The sequence below is a fragment of the Methylomonas paludis genome, from assembly GCF_018734325.1.
GTDB lineage: Bacteria > Pseudomonadota > Gammaproteobacteria > Methylococcales > Methylomonadaceae > Methylomonas > Methylomonas paludis.
Genome location: NZ_CP073754.1, coordinates 1,033,385 through 1,049,093, shown reverse-complemented (window position 1 = coordinate 1,049,093; position 15,709 = coordinate 1,033,385). Strand labels below are relative to the sequence as shown.

General features: G+C 50.2%; 12 protein-coding genes and 1 pseudogene. 4 read left to right on the top strand and 9 right to left on the bottom strand.

Going from position 1 to position 15,709, the window contains the following annotated elements; translation table 11 throughout:
• The first annotated feature begins 148 nt into the window (after positions 1 to 148).
• Positions 149 to 1,336 (top strand): glycosyltransferase family 4 protein, encoded by a 1,188-nt coding sequence (locus KEF85_RS04820; protein WP_215583579.1) that lies wholly within the window; start codon positions 149 to 151, stop codon positions 1,334 to 1,336.
• 285 nt (positions 1,337 to 1,621) lie between these two features.
• Here KEF85_RS04820 and KEF85_RS04815 read toward each other — a convergent pair whose 3' ends face one another.
• The 5 genes from KEF85_RS04815 to KEF85_RS04795 form a co-directional block, all read right to left on the bottom strand.
• On the bottom strand, positions 1,622 to 4,885 hold the full coding sequence (locus KEF85_RS04815; RefSeq protein WP_215583578.1) for an efflux RND transporter permease subunit: 3,264 nt from the start codon (positions 4,883 to 4,885) through the stop codon (positions 1,622 to 1,624).
• Positions 4,882 to 5,976 (bottom strand): efflux RND transporter periplasmic adaptor subunit, encoded by a 1,095-nt coding sequence (locus KEF85_RS04810; RefSeq protein WP_215583577.1) that lies wholly within the window; start codon positions 5,974 to 5,976, stop codon positions 4,882 to 4,884. Before KEF85_RS04810 ends, KEF85_RS04815 begins: the two co-directional genes overlap by 4 nt.
• Before the next feature lie 23 nt (positions 5,977 to 5,999).
• On the bottom strand, positions 6,000 to 7,346 hold the full coding sequence (locus KEF85_RS04805) for a TolC family protein (protein ID WP_246535038.1): 1,347 nt from the start codon (positions 7,344 to 7,346) through the stop codon (positions 6,000 to 6,002).
• A gap of 282 nt (positions 7,347 to 7,628) precedes the next feature.
• Positions 7,629 to 8,903, bottom strand: coding sequence for an NAD(P)/FAD-dependent oxidoreductase (locus KEF85_RS04800; protein WP_215583576.1), 1,275 nt, complete (start codon positions 8,901 to 8,903; stop codon positions 7,629 to 7,631).
• Between the two features lie 34 nt (positions 8,904 to 8,937).
• Positions 8,938 to 9,150: a YgaP family membrane protein gene (locus tag KEF85_RS04795; protein WP_215583575.1), complete on the bottom strand. Its 213-nt coding sequence runs from the start codon at positions 9,148 to 9,150 to the stop codon at positions 8,938 to 8,940.
• A gap of 271 nt (positions 9,151 to 9,421) precedes the next feature.
• Between KEF85_RS04795 and KEF85_RS04790 the strand changes: the two genes are divergently transcribed.
• A complete protein-coding gene (locus KEF85_RS04790; RefSeq protein ID WP_215583574.1) occupies positions 9,422 to 10,774 on the top strand; it encodes a sigma-54 interaction domain-containing protein in 1,353 nt (450 codons plus the stop codon).
• 1,111 nt (positions 10,775 to 11,885) lie between these two features.
• On the opposite strand, the gene KEF85_RS04785 is transcribed toward KEF85_RS04790, so the two are convergent.
• Positions 11,886 to 12,290: a VOC family protein gene (locus tag KEF85_RS04785; RefSeq protein WP_215583573.1), complete on the bottom strand. Its 405-nt coding sequence runs from the start codon at positions 12,288 to 12,290 to the stop codon at positions 11,886 to 11,888.
• A gap of 124 nt (positions 12,291 to 12,414) precedes the next feature.
• On the opposite strand from KEF85_RS04785, the gene KEF85_RS04780 reads away from it, so the two are divergent.
• Positions 12,415 to 12,651, top strand: coding sequence for a TIGR02450 family Trp-rich protein (locus KEF85_RS04780; protein ID WP_215583572.1), 237 nt, complete (start codon positions 12,415 to 12,417; stop codon positions 12,649 to 12,651).
• A 274-nt stretch (positions 12,652 to 12,925) separates the two neighbouring features.
• Here KEF85_RS04780 and KEF85_RS04775 read toward each other — a convergent pair whose 3' ends face one another.
• Complete coding sequence (locus KEF85_RS04775; protein WP_215583571.1) at positions 12,926 to 13,504, bottom strand: hypothetical protein; 579 nt, start codon at positions 13,502 to 13,504, stop codon at positions 12,926 to 12,928.
• Between the two features lie 336 nt (positions 13,505 to 13,840).
• Between KEF85_RS04775 and KEF85_RS04770 the strand changes: the two are divergent.
• A pseudogene (locus KEF85_RS04770) lies at positions 13,841 to 14,804 on the top strand (IS5 family transposase).
• Between the two features lie 130 nt (positions 14,805 to 14,934).
• Here KEF85_RS04770 and KEF85_RS04765 read toward each other — a convergent pair.
• Positions 14,935 to 15,375, bottom strand: coding sequence for a type II toxin-antitoxin system VapC family toxin (locus KEF85_RS04765; protein WP_215583570.1), 441 nt, complete (start codon positions 15,373 to 15,375; stop codon positions 14,935 to 14,937).
• Between the two features lie 8 nt (positions 15,376 to 15,383).
• Positions 15,384 to 15,647 carry a hypothetical protein gene (locus KEF85_RS04760; protein WP_215583569.1) on the bottom strand — a complete coding sequence of 88 codons (264 nt, stop codon included), beginning with the start codon at positions 15,645 to 15,647 and terminating at the stop codon, positions 15,384 to 15,386.
• Between the last annotated feature and the right edge of the window lie 62 nt (positions 15,648 to 15,709).

The following is a 15,709-nucleotide window of genomic DNA, read 5'->3' as shown; positions in this document are numbered from 1 at the left end:
ATAGTTACAATTATTTTTCCTTGCTCATTTCATTAAATAATTTATGGCATGCTAAGTGCTTTAGATAAGTTATAACGACCCGATAACAAAACACACGCTGTTTTCCGGGCATTAACCGAATACAAAACTTACTGATCTGGAATTATTTATGAAACGCAACTTATCTGTCATGATGCTGGGACTGCGCGGTTTGCCTAATGTACAAGGTGGCATCGAAGCCCATGTGCAAAATCTGGCGACTTATCTGCAGGATCGCGATTGTCAGGTGGATGTGATCGTTCGTGCCCCTTACCAACCGGTTGAATATCGCAAACAATGGAACGGTATCCGTATCCACAGCTTGTGGTCACCGGTTTCCAAATCACTGGAAGCCATTACTCACACTGCAGTGGGTGTGTTATACGCCGCCGTTAAACGCCCAGACATTCTGCACATTCATGCCGTTGGCCCTTCTTTGATGGTGCCTATGGCGCGTATGCTGGGCCTGAAAGTGGTCGTAACTCACCACGGTCAGGATTATGATCGCCAAAAATGGGGCAGAATGGCTAAATTCATGCTGAAAACCGGCGAGTATTGCGGTATGAAAATGGCTAATGGCCGCATCGTGATTTCTGAAGTCTTACAAAATCTGGTACAAGACAAATATGCCAAAAACTCAACGCTGATTCCTAATGGCGTCGTCATGCCGGCTTTGACCGACAGCGCTGCCACGCTGGAAAAATTTGGTTTGACTGCCGGCAAATATATTTTGACTGTCAGCCGTCTGGTGCCGGAAAAACGTCATCTGGACTTGATCGAAGCCTTTAAACAAGGCCGCCTGCCAGGCTGGAAACTGGCTATCGTCGGTGGTTCTGATCATCCCGATGCGTATACCGATGCGGTACATGCGGCAGCCGCCGGCCACGAAGATGTGGTCATGACCGGTTTTCAAAGTGGAGTCGCTTTAAAAGAACTGTTTACCCATGCCGGCATGTTCGTACTGCCTTCTTCTCATGAAGGTCTGCCGATTGCAATGCTGGAAGCCCTGTCTTTTGGTTTGCCGGTCATTGCCAGCGACATTCCTGCCAACCTGGAAGTAGGCATAGCCGATGACCATTATTTTGCACTGGGCAATATCGCCGCTTTGACCGAACGTCTGGAAGCCTTTGCCGGCAAAGCACAAGATAGCGCAGCAAAAACCGAATTACGTGCCTGGGTTGATCAAAAATACAACTGGAATGATATTGCGGCAAAAACTCTGGACGTTTATGAAGCCGTAGCCGGTAAAAAAGCCGGCCGCACCCTGGCAATGCCTGGTCGTCAAATCGAAAACCAATATCAAGGTTTGATGGCGTAAGCGCTTAAATGGGCAAACCTTGCCCATAGCTTAAAAACACTCTGACTATGCTACGCCGGCCCGACTTTGTTGGGCCGGCGTTTTTTTTTGGTGAAGGTTATTGTAAATCCTCCTGACCCTAATTTGATTAAGGCTACGGGTCGCGATGATTCAAGCTATGGTCAATCTGTTGCGTAGGGTGTTTTTGCGATAGCAAAACACCAAACACCCGTGAGGTTTTGGTGGCTTGCCTGGCTGTTACAATCGGGTCGGGGTGACGGGAACCCCCGACCCGATCATGGCTTTTTATTGTTCCACGACCAGTTGTTTGGGCATATCACGCTTGATCAGGAAATACACCACCGGTATCACCACCAGCGAAAACAGCGTGGAAGCGATGATGCCGAAGATAAAACTCCAGGCCAACCCAGAAAATATCGGGTCCAGCACAATCATCATCGAACCCAGCACAGCCGAAGCCGCCGTTAAAAAAATCGGATTCAGGCGGGTGGCGCCGGCTTCGATAATAGCGTCTGCCAAGCTGATTTCCGGCCTGCTGCGATAGATGTTCTCGATAAAATCAATCAGAATGATCGAGTTGCGCACCACGATACCGGCCAGCGCGATCATACCGATCATAGCAGTGGCGGTAAAATAAATGGGCGTAGCGTAACCGGCCACCGGCGTGGTGAACAGATTGATCAGCCAGAAGCCGGGCATGATGCCGATGACCGTCAACGGAATGGCAATCATCATAATCAGCGGCACACTCAGCGAACCGGTCTGCCCCACCAGTAAAATGTAGATCATCACCATCGCAGCGGCAAAGGCCAGGCCTAAATCCCTAAACACATCCACAGTGATTTTCCACTCGCCCTCCCCGGCCAGTTCGGCGCGATAACCATCCGGCAAGGGCTGGCGCTTAAAACTGCCGAACAAATCCAGCACCGCTTCCACCGGGCTGCGTCCGGCCATTTCCGCAGTCACATAAGCCAGACGTTGCAGGTTTTTATGATAAATAGCCTGCTGGCCGGTTTCATGACTAAAATGGCCAAGTTCACCGATACGCACCAGCTCACCCCGACTGGTTTTCACAGACAGCATCAACAAATCAGCTTCCGCAGCCCGCACGGCTCTAGGCAATTGCAGCTGAATGGACAAAGGCTGACGTTCTGCCGGCACATGCAGCAAACCAGCACTGGCCCCGCTGATCCCCAATTGCAGGGTTTCTGCGACAGCCGCACTGCTGATACCCAGCAAACCGGCTTTATCCTGATCCAGCAGAAAATGCAGCTTGGCCTGCTCAGCTTCGACAAAATCATCCACATCCACCACCCCGGCAGTCTGCTCCATATCGGCTCTGACCCGCTGCGCCACCTGAATAATATCGGCATAATCAGCAGTCGGCGGCCCATACACCTCAGCCACCAAGCTCGACAACACCGGCGGCCCCGGCGGCATTTCCACAATCTTGATATTGGCCCCATATTGCTGGCCGATTTTGGCAATATCCGGCCTGATGCGCAGGGCAATATCATGCGAACTCTGCTGGCGGCGGGTTTTATCGGCCAGCACAATGCGAATATCCCCCAGTTGTGCACCCTGTCTAAGATAATAATGCCGCACCATACCGTTAAAATCCATCGGCGAGGCGATGCCCACATAGGTTTGATAGCTGCTGACCTCATTAACACTGGCCAGATAATCGCCCAGCACCGCCGCCACCTGATCGGTAGCTTCCAGAGAAGTACCATTGGGCATATCGATAATCAGCTGCAATTCGTTTTTATTGTCGAACGGCAATAATTTCAAAGGGACTACGCGGGTAACCGCCAGCAGCGCAGCCGCCACAAACGCAATAAACACCGCCACTAAAAACCAGCCCGCCTTGGCTTTGCTGCCCAGCAAGGGCGCGAGGATGGCCTGATAGATTTTAAAGCCGCGGCTGTGTTTTAAATCAAACGCCGGGCCGTGGTCTTTGCCGTAATCGGCTTTCAGCAATTTATAACTGGCCCAGGGGGTGACGGTAAAGGCGATCACCAAGGACAACAGCATGGCTATCGGCACATTAAAAGCCATCGGCGCCATATACGGCCCCATCATGCCGCTGATAAAAAACATCGGCACAAAAGACATAATCACCGCAAAAGTGGCCAGTATGGTCGGTGGGCGAATTTCGTTGACGGCGGTAAGCAAAGCCTGCAACGGCGGTTCTTTACGCATCTTATAGTGGCGATGGATGTTTTCCACATCCACAATCGGATCATCCACCAGCAAACCCAGGGCCAAAATCAGCGCAAACAGCGTCACCCGGTTAATGGTGTAGCCAAACAACAAATCCAGCAACAGCGTAATGGCAAACGTCATCGGCACCGCCAATGACACAATCAGCGATTCTTTCAGGCCCAGAGTCAGCGCCAGCAGAACAATAATAGTCAATATGGCTATGGATAAATGCATCACCAGTTCATTGACCTTATGGTCGGCAGTTTCACCGTAATTGCGGGTAACAGTCAGCAATACATCATCCGGAATCAGCGTCCCCTGCAGTTGCCCGGTCAAGGCCAACACCTGCTCGGCAACCGTAACGGCATTACTGCCCCGGCGCTTGGCTATGGCCAAAGTTGCCATAGGCCGTTGTTCACCAACCGCCGGCAGCTGCTTGGGCAACTGGCCAACCGTGTGCATTTGCGCCAGCGCCGGGCCAAAACCGATCCGGGTGTATTCATCCAGATCGGCAGCGCTATCCTCCACGCCGGCAACATCACGCAAATACACCAATTTGCCGCCGACATTTTTCAGCACGGTGGCACCCAGCTGTTCAGCGCTTTGAAAATGCGGCCCGGCTTCCAGAATGATGTCCCGGCCATTAGCAGTCAGGCTGCCCACCGGCAGATTGACATTATTTTGCCCCAGCGCCTGCCGCAACTCGGTCAGGCTAAGTTGGGCAGCCTCCAACTTAAGCAAATCCGGATACACATTAATCCGCCGTGGCGCCGCCCCCACCACCCAGCTTTTGCCGACATTATCCACACTGCGCAAATGCTCGATCAATTCATCGGCCACCCGGCGCAATTGAGTGGCATCCCGATCCGCCTGTTGCGGCGACAGGCTGAGCAGCAGGATAGGCACATCATCAATCTCCACCGGCTTCACCAGCCAGTTGCTGACGCTGGGCGGAATGATGTCCTGATTGGCCAACAGTTTATCGCGGGTTTTAATCAGGCTGCTTTCCAGATTTTCGCCGACATAAAACCGCACCGTCACCAGCGCCGCACCAGGCCGGGATACCGAATACACATATTCCACACCCTTGACTTGCCTGAGCAATACTTCCAGCGGCGTAGTGACCTGCTGTTCCACCTCGGCGCTGGAGGCACCCGGCACCTGGACAAACACATCCATCACCGGCACCACAATTTGCGGGTCTTCCTCACGCGGCGTCAGCAGCAATGCCGCAGCACCGGCCAGCAGCGAGATCAGTAAAAACAGCAGGGATAAATGTGAAGTGGTAAACAGCCGGACAATTTTGACCGTCAGACTGTCTTTGTGCTTATCTATCCGACTCATGGTTGCAGCCCACCATCCAGCAGAATCGTATCACCGGCCTGCAAGCCCGATAACACCTGAATCTGCTCAGCCGCCTGTTTGCCGGTACGAATATGCCGAACTTGCCAATAGCCCCCATTCACCACCTTCACGGCCTGGAGCTGGCCGTAATGCATGATGGCGCTAACCGGTATCCACACCTGAGCCGCCTGAGCCTGACACGCCAGTTCCAGCCAGGCAAACTGACCATGCTGCAAGCCGGCCTGTTTGGGCAGGCGTAATTTCAAAAGCTGACTGCGGGTTTGCGGGTCCAACTGCGGACTGATTTCGTCTACCGTACCGCTAACCGTTTGCTGAATGGCATCAACCCTTACCTTCAAAACCATACCCAGCTTTAATTGTGGCGAGCAATAGTCGGCCACCGCCACTTCCAGACGTAAATCATCCGGTTTCAGCAAGCTGACTATGGCCTGATTGGGCGTAGCCATATCACCCGGCTCCAGCCAGCGCTCAGCCACCACCCCAGCAAACGGCGCAGCCAAGACATTTTCCGCCAGCAACACCCGGCTTTGCCGGGCGGCATTGGCCGCCTGTTCGGCCAGAGCCTGGGCAGATTGAGCCTGAGCCAGCACCGCATCATAATTTTGCCGGGTGGCCGCCTGTTTATTATATAAATCACTGATGCGTCCGGCCTCAGCCTGAGCCTGCAGCGCCTGGGCCTGAGCCGCACTATGCGCCGCAACTGCGGCCTGATAGGCAGCCTGCAACTCGCGGTCATCCAGTCGGGCCAGCACCTGACCCTGGTTCACGCTATCACCGGGATGCACCAGCACCTCGGTAATCCGGGCGGTTAATTTGGCGGCCATTTTTACCGCCAGACGTGAACGGATAGTGCCTTGCCAGGCTTGCATACCGGCTTGAGACTGGCTGCTGAGCTGCAGCAATTTGGCCTGGGCCGGCACCGGCTGACCGGCAAACGCAGTATTGCCGGGGGCAATCTTGGCATCCGCGCCCAACACCCCCAGAGCGTACAAAATCACCAGCAGTAAAGCCCCAATAGCCGTGACCGCAATCAGCCATTTAGGCAGCTGCAAACCTAGTTTATTCATCATTTAAACATCCTCTCATTGAGCACTTATTGCCAAAAACCGCTGGCTTGTTTCAGATCGGCATCGGCACGCAAGGCATCGTAACGGCTGTTGACCTGCCGGGTATGAGCCCGGTCCAGCGCCACTTCCGCTTCCAGATAACGGCTGACAGTCACCACCCCGGCCTGACGTTGTTCATTGACCAGACGCAAGGCTTCTTCGGCAGACTGCACCGCCAATTCGCTGATCTCAGCGCGGCTTAAGGCCTCCTGCAATCTGAGCTGAGCGGTTTTCAACTGATTTTCGACGCGCAAGCGGGTTTGGCGGGCCAACTCCTGAGCCGCCGTCAGTTCATGTTCGGCTTTTTTAACTTTTTCCTGGGTAGAAAAACCGTTAAAAATATCCATTTCCACCATCACCCCAGCGCTGACGTTATCCCTGGCACTGCTATAAGTCAGATTTTTGCTGTCCGAGCCGTAATTCACATAAGCATCGGCTTTGGGCAAATAAGCCGCCTGAGCGATAGCCAATTGTTTCTCGGCTATCGCCACCCGATTTTCTGCGGCTTTTAATTCCGGATGACTGGCCAAGGTCTGATTCAGCAATTCGTCAAACAAGGGCGGGGCTTTAGGCAAAGGCGCTTGCTGGGCGCTATTAATGGCAAACACATCATTAACCGCTAAACCCAGCAAAGTTTTCAGCATATTGTCGGCAATTTCTATCGCGTTGGCGGCCTGAATATCCGCCTCCCTGGCCTCAGCCAACTGCACTTCCAGCGATAACACATCAGACTTTAATAAAGTACCCCCGGCATAGCGCTGGCGGGATTGCTCCAACTCACTCTGCACCGCCGCTATGGCCCGTTGACTGTATTGATGGGCCGCCACTGCCGCCAGCTCGCCGTAGTAAGCGGCGCTGACATTGCTGAGCAAACGGTTGCGGGTGGCGGATTTTTCCAGTTCCGAAGCCTCTATACCCAATTGCGCAGCCTGACTTTGATAATAATCCTGGCCACCGCGAAACAAGGCATAACTGGCTGTGACCTGGGGCCGGTAATCTTCCACAAAACCGGGATGATTAAAGTCGGTACCGCCAAAATTAAGCCGGCGTTCCGCAATCAGCATAGAAAAAGCCTGGGCCGGATTATTACTGTACTGATAAGACAAACTGGTTTTGATTTGCGGATAAAACCCGGCCATGGCCTGACCCAACTGGGCATCAGCCTGACCGATACGCGCCTGCATAACCCCCAATTCCGGATTATTAGCCAGCGCCAGATCGATCACCTGCTCCAGAGTATAGGCAGGCGCCGCGCTGTCGGCCTGGGCCGGGTGGCTGAATAACGGCCAGATGGCCCAGACCAGCAACCGCATCTGCTTAGTATATGATTTCATTTGGCATCAATTCAGTTATAGGATGTGCTAAACGCAGTGCTGCGCATCATTCGCGAACAATACAGCGTAGCCTCGCTGCAACGCAGTGGAATCGAGGAACTATTAAGCATCGCAGCTCGTAGGATGCGCTGAACGCAGTGATGCGCATCGCACGAGGCGCCTCCAGAGTCAGCACATCCTCTGGCGCTGCCGTCAAAGTAATGTTGGTAAACCACTAGCCTCAATGCAAGGCAGGCATCAAGTCAAATTCCACTTTGCTGCAATCAGGCTACACCTTAATTATTACTTCTGTTTAAGCCGGTGAATACCCAACATTTTTAACGGCAAGCGCTCATACAGCGGCTCACTAACCCCCTGCCGGACTTTACGAATAAAGTATTTTTCATAGGCAATTTTAGCCAGATGCACCCATTTACCCCGCGAAGCCCATTGCACATTGCGCGGCGGAATTTGCGGCATAGCCAAAAACGCAATACCGGTATCGCCAAAATCAGCCAGACACAGCGCATTCCAGCTGCCTTTATGGGTAGGCTGACCACCATCCAGTTCTTCACGGATATTATGCGCGGTAGCCGTTACCATAGACTCGATCATATAACCGGTTTTGGGGGTACCGGTCGGCACCGGGGTTTGCGACAGCGGCGGAATCGCAATGCATACCCCCACCGAGTAAATATTTTTATAAGTCGGGTTACGCTGATGTTCATCCACCAACACAAAACCGCGCGGATTGACCAGCTTGTCTATACCCAGCAAAGCATCCACGCCTTTAAAAGCCGGCAGCATCATGCTGTGCTTGAACGGTAATTCATGCTGCTTTTTTACCTGACCGTTTTCATCCACCTCGGTGACATACATCAAGCCGGCTTCAATCTTGTCGATTTTGGCATTGCAAATCCAATCGATGTGCTTGTTACGCAACTCGCTTTCCAGCATGCCTTTGGTATCACCCACCCCGCCCAGCCCTAAATGGCCGATATACGGCTCTGAAGTAACATAAGTTATTTTGACTTTATCGCGGATTTTGCGTTTCCGCAGATCGGTTTCAGCAATAAACATATACTCATAAGCCGGACCAAAACAGGAAGCGCCCTGCACAGCACCGATCACGATCGGGCCGGGGTCTTTAACAAATTCGCGCCAAAACTCGCCGGACTCACCGGCATGATCGACATGACACACCGATTGAGTGTGGCCGTTGGGGCCTAAACCGGGCACTTCTTCAAAAGCCAGCTTGGGGCCGGTGGCTATCACCAGAAAATCGTAATCCACCAGAGTGCCATCGGCTATTTCCACCTGATTGGTCTCCGGATGAAAACGGCTGGCTTTTTGCTGGATAAAACTGATTTGCTTCTTTTTAAACACCGGGGCCAGTTCAACCTTAATATCCTCCGGTTTACGCCAGTTAACCCCTACCCAAGGATTGGACGGCACAAAATGAAACGTCGGGGTATCGGCTATCACTACCACCTCATCTTCTTTCCGCGCCAGTTCCTTCATTTCAAACGCCATCGGTATGCCACCAATGCCCGCACCTACGATTACAATTTTTGCCATGACTAACTCCTGAATGTAGATTTATTATTTGCCTTTATTGGCATTTTTGTTTTATACCCAATTTTTTTAGCATGATTTCCAGCGGACAGAATTGGCTAAAACCGCTTTGCAACAAATTGGCCCCGACAAACGCGGTAAACCACAACCAATGGCTATTCTGAAACCAGGGACTATCAGTAACTCCCAGACTCAAAGACAGCAAAATAAAAAATCCGGCCACAATCCGGACAATGCGTTCAACAGTCATAAGCGTAAACCTCCAAATAATCGTTTAACAAGTTCTAATAAACTCATATCAATTAGCGTGCCAATTGCATTTAACGCTCAACAGCCCTGATTATATGCCTTGATGAGATTTACTAATCATAAAATTGCGTTTCATAATGAAACAGTGATACATTAACGTAACACTTGAAACGCAGATGAAACACTGCAACAAACAGGCAGGCCCCGTGGCCTCGCTGCAACGCAGTGGAATCGAGGAATTTGCAGCGCAACCCTAACCAAAAGGCAAACCCATGAGCCAATCCTCCCCCTTCTTCAACCGCTGGCTAAGCCAATTCGGCCCGGATCACGTTATCGCCGTATTAACCGATCTGCTGGACGCCGGTGCGGTATTTGCCGTCGACCAACACGGCAAAATCCTGTTCTGGAGTAAAGGCGCGGAAAAACTGTTTGGCCTGCCGGCTGAAGCGGTATTAAATCAGCCCTGCAACGCGGCACTGGACTGTGCCGAAGGCCACGACCCCTGCGGTTTGGCCGAACAAGGCCAGATTAAAGCCCAGTTAGTGCACATCAAAGCCAAACACGGCAGCAACACCATCAGCTGTTACCGCACCGCCCGAGCATTTTTTGACGCAACCGGCCAATTTGCCGGTGCATTGGAGTTCATGCAACCGCAATCCATCAGCAACAAAGTAGATGACTCCGCCAGCTTTCACGGCATCCTCACCCAAGACCCGTTAATGCTGGAAGCCATCAAAATCATCCGCAACGTCTCCGAAACCGAAGCCACCGTGCTGATACGCGGCGAATCCGGCACCGGCAAAGAACTGGTCGCCCACGCCCTGCATCTGGAAAGCGCCCGCTGCGACCGGCTGTTTCTGGCCGTCAATTGCGCCGCGCTAAGCCCCAGCCTGCTGGAAACCGAATTATTCGGCCATGTAAAAGGCGCATTCACCGGCGCAATCCGCAGCCACGCCGGCCTATTTCAACGCGCCAACGGCGGCACCCTGTTTCTGGACGAAGTAGCGGAACTGCCGCTGGAACTGCAAGCCAAATTGCTGCGGGTATTACAGGAACAAAGTTTTCTCCCGGTAGGCGGAGATGAAGTGATTAACGTGGATGTGCGCATCATCGCCGCCACCCATCGCTCGTTGCGCGAAGAAGTCAAAGCCGGACGCTTTAGAGAGGATTTAATGTACCGGTTGCGGGTAGTACCGATCTTTTTGCCGCCGCTAAGGGAACGGCGCCTGGATGTGAACCTGCTGCTCTGGCACAGCATCAATCAACGCAATATTCAAGGCATACGCCACATCACCAGCATCGCCCCGGACGCCATCCGCTGCCTGCTGGATTATGCCTGGCCCGGCAATGTACGGGAATTGATCAATGTCGTGGAATACGCATTCGCCGTAGGCCGCGGCCACGAATTACGCCTGGACGAACTACCCCCGGAATTCCGCGAAGCCCCTGCCCCACCAACAAGCACAACCCCCGGCCCAAACAGCCGCCGCAACCACAGCAATGAAGCCGAACAAATCAAAGCCGCACTAACCGCAACCAACGGCGACCTGGAGGCCGCCGCACAAAGCCTGGGCATGAGCCGAGCCACATTTTGGCGAAAGCGCAAAAAGTATGATATTGCCTGAAGAAGAAAGGGGTCAGGTCTCACATTATTACCTTTTCAGCACCGTAGGCTGGGTAGAGCAACGCGATACCCAGCATATACTTCGACGAATTGCCTCTCCTCAATCAATCACTTTCACGCCCGCTGGTTAAACTCAATAACATTGCGATCCGGTTGACAAAAATTGAAACTCACCGTAGGCTGGGTAGAGCAACGCGATACCCAGCATATACTTCGACGAATTGCCTCTCCTCAATCAATCACTTTCACGCCCGCTGGTTAAACTCAATAACATTGCGATCCGGGTCCCTGACAAAAATTGAAACCGAGCCACCCGGAAAGGTAATAGCACCGTAGGCTGGGTAGAGCAACGCGATACCCAGCATATACTTCGACGAATTGCCTCTCCTCAATCAATCACTTTCACGCCCGCTGGTTAAACTCAATAACATTGCGATCCGGGTCCCTGACAAAAATTGAAACCGAGCCACCAGGAAAGGTAATAGCACCGTAGGCTGGGTAGAGCAACGCGATACCCAGCATATACTTCGACGAATTGCCTCTCCTCAATCAATCACTTTCACGCCCGCTGGTTAAACTCAATAACATTGCGATCCGGGTCCCTGACAAAAATTGAAACCGAGCCACCAGGAAAGGTAATAGCACCGTAGGCTGGGTAGAGCAACGCGATACCCAGCATATACTTCGACGAATTCCTCAATCACTTTCACGCCCGCTGGTTAAACTCAATAACATTGCGATCCGGGTCCCTGACAAAAATTGAAACCGAGCCACCCGGAAAGGTAATAGCACCGTAGGCTGGTAGAGCAACGCGATACCCTGGTATACTTCGACGAAACTCAATACAAAAATTGAAACCGAGCCACCAGGAAAGGTAATAGCACCGTAGGCTGGGTAGAGCAACGCGATACCCAGCATATACTTCGACGAATTGCCTCTCCTCAATCAATCACTTTCACGCCCGCTGGTTAAACTCAATAACATTGCGATCCGGGTCCCTGACAAAAATTGAAACCGAGCCACCCGGAAAGGTAATAGCACCGTAGGCTGGGTAGAGCAACGCGATACCCAGCATATACTTCGACGAATTGCCTCTCCTCAATCAATCACTTTCACGCCCGCTGGTTAAACTCAATAACATTGCGATCCGGGTCCCTGACAAAAATTGAAACCGAGCCACCAGGAAAGGTAATGGGGCCGCCAGTAATAAGCACTCCGGCTTTTTCCAACGCTAATTGGACATCAGAAATATTTTGAACTGATAAGGCCATGTGCGTATAACCAGCATGCTTTGCCTCAATATCCATTAAAACGTTTTCAGCGGAAGTCTCCGCTGCATTGAGGATAAAATTGACTTCAATACCGGCGGGATGCGACATAACAGCCACAGGCTCTGGGCCTATAGGGCCCATCACGAAATTAAAGCCCAGTAGCTCATAAAATGCCCGAGCACGATCCAAAGAATGAACACGGATGCCGATATGGGAGATGCCGGTAATTTGCTGACTTAGAGACATAAACTTGTTCCAGGTAATAGATGAACATGAAAGTTGACAAGAAGCCTTTTCCTGTAAAACTGCTGTAGCTTAGTGTAGATCAAAACCCGTCTTAATACTTTGCCCTGCCCAACACCCAGTGGATATGCCAATAAAATCAACTCGCCAGCTTAATCCCCAAAAACTGCTGCAATCCAAATGGACTGCTGTCAATCCGCAAAACAAGGAAAAGCATTTCATCGTAATCAAGCTGCTTGAACCAGAATTGCCAAACATGCCGCTTGAACTGATTGAGCTTGAAGCCGTACACTCCCATCGCAGTTTCATCCTACCCTGGCGGGAACTGAAAAAATCAGAGCAGTGGTTGCAAGGCTGGAAGTGACAGGCTTAATCTGAGACCTTCAAAGACTGTAATGGTCAAATAATTCTGTTTTAACGGCGCTGGTAACTATAAAATTAGACAGCGTAGCCTCGATGAAACGAAGTGGAATCGAGGATCATCGCAGCAGATTGCTTTAAAAATACGATATGCTACCTCCAAGTCATTTTGTCAAATCACTACCAATAAACCCCATCTCCCAAGAAAGCAGAAATCGTTTTTAAAAAACAATAGAAATTCATTTTATTGTTGATTTAAACGCAAATTTTAGGATTTACTATTCATTTGATTTAGGTGAATAAATTTCTTGTTTACTTTTTTCAAACTTAAATCCACCAATTAGTTGTCCATTATAGGGACAAACAGATCCTACAGCATTATACAAACCAGAATAATAACGGACATTCCTTTCAATTGGCGCGTTATTTGCCACAAAAGCTTTACCAGCTGTCCACAACTCTGTAACCTCGTCATTAGTAAGAGACGGCGGTGGAGGTGTGCTGGTTGCACCACCAAATGGTTTTGCAAAGGCACTGAGTATCGATACTACCGTACTTTCCGGAAACGTAATAACAGCAGTCGCTGCTTGTAGAATGCCTTCTCCATCAAGAAGAGCACTGCCAATTACCGAATCCCTTTTTATGGCTCTTGCACATTCGTCCACTGCCGTTTGGATAGTCGCAATTTGATAGCTATCAAGCTTTACATCACTTAATGCTATTTGAGTTGTTTCATTTGGATGCTTTAAACTAGCACTACCAAAATTTTTGTACTCTCGTTGAAAAGGAGAACTACAGCCCATTCCGAAAAACAACAATAAAGCAACAAGAACTGACAATTTATTATTTTTGTACATAGCACCCTCAACTTTTATGATTTTATTATTAAATAAGAATACTGTCAGGTCTCACATTACTATATTTTCAAAACCCTTGAAACCCTTTTCCAAAGATTTAACACGGCGACTACCTATGCTAAATTAGCCGCCAGCTAATCCAACTCCACCCAGTTAATACCGGCGACACCTGCCGCCGCGGGCGGAGACTTGCCAACAGAAAATAAATGGCGCATATTCAGCCAATAATTGCCGGAAAATACCCACGAATGGAATGGCCAAACTATTTTCCCTCTGGAAATTGAACAAATTGACGGCTATTTTTTAAATGAACACAGATGAAGTTCATCGCAACAACTGAAGTCACGGATTCAGGGTAAAGTCACCCGTCGCGAAAAGTTTCTCGATCAACTCAACGGATTATTACCCTGGCAGTCCATGATGGCGGTGATTGCCCCGTATTACGCGCTCGGCAAGGGTCGCGGTCGGAGCCTTTCCTCTGGAATCCATGCTGCGTGCGCATGTGGCGCAGATTGTTTACAACTATTCCGATCCAGGCCTGGAAGATGCGCTGTATGAGATTGAATCCCTGCGCCGATTTTGCGGTATCCGCCTAGCAAACATTCCAGATGAAAGCACCATTCTGCAGTTTCGACATTTACTCGAAGCACACGGCTTAACCGAGCAAATTTTCAAGGTCATCAACCAAACGCTAGGTGAGCGTGGTTTGTTTTTAAAAGCGGGAACCATCGTCGATGCCAGCCTGATTGCCGCCCCGACCTCGACCAAAAATCAAAGCAAAACGCGTGACCCGGAAATGCATGCCAGTAAAAAGGGCAATCAATGGTTTTTCGGCAGCAAATTTCATATCGGTGTTGATCACGAAACCGGCTTGGTGCATACCCTCAAAGTCACCTCTGGACATGTCAGCGATATTGCCGAAGCCGCCGCCTTGCTGCATGGCGAAGAGCAGTTTGTACACGGCGATGCGGGTTATCAAGGGTTGGATAAACGCCCCGAGATGCCAAGCGAAAACCCGCCGACATGCGTGATTGCGATGCGTCCGGGCAAACTGGCCAAGTTAACGCAAGACGATAGCGATGAGGCCCAACGCATGCGCAAGGCAGCTCGCGAACTGGCCAGCCGCCGAGCCAAGGTCGAACACGTATTTCGGGATATTAAAATCCGCTTTGGTTACGCCAAAAATCGCTATCGCGGTTTAGCCAAAAACGCTGCCCGATTGACCTTCCTGGCAGCGATTGCCAATGTCATACGCGGGGATGCTTACGAACGTCGACGCCTGATTGCGTCTGAAATTTGAAAATAGGCCCAGAAACGGGCTTATTTTGGAGTAAATCCGGCTGTTTTTATACAAAAATGGCCAAATATTCAAATCTTTGATCAACTTTTCAAGTGGCTGATGCTGAAAATGTCAGTTTTTCAGAGATTCACTAACTTTTGTCGAAATTCTCTAAAAGGTTTTGAAACGGTTGGCGATTTTTCCAGCGATATGCTGCAAAATCACGCTTGTCAGTAGACAAAATTCGACCATGTCCTAAATGTTCTGCAAGTACGACCAATGATGCATCAGCAAAATCCATTGGTAGTTTTTCATATTGACGCATCAGTTCCAATTGCCTAGGTAACTGGGCAGCGCCAACTTCAAACAATAAAAAAAGCTGTTTTTCTTGTAACTGAATCAGTAGTTCAAGGAAATTCAAAGCAACTTTTTGATAACGACGCTGATTAAGCAAATGCACAGTTTCTGTCAACACAGGTGTTGTGGTAACTAAAGTTTCGTTGCATTGAACAAGAAAATGCTTACAGATATTATGATTTGAATCGCTACTGTCGAACAATCCAACCCAAAATCCTGTATCTGCAATGATCATGTCTTTGTTTAAGAAATTTTATTTGAAAAATCCATTTTTTCTTTATAACTGGTTGAAAGCTGTTCACCAGTTGAGATACATCCGATCAGACCGGCTGTGTCGAAAGCTTGATAAATTAAAGAAGTCTCATCATTTAGTTTGGTTTCAATATTTTGCCGCCAATTGGTATCTATCAAATCAGCAATAATTTCTGCAGGACTTTTATTAAAGCGCTGCTGTAACTCCAGGAATCGCTGAGCGTGAACAGGGTCTAATTCAGCTTCAATATGCATGGTAAATCTCCAATCAGATTTAAGGCCTCGCCTTTTACTTATTATTTTTCACAATCCGGTTA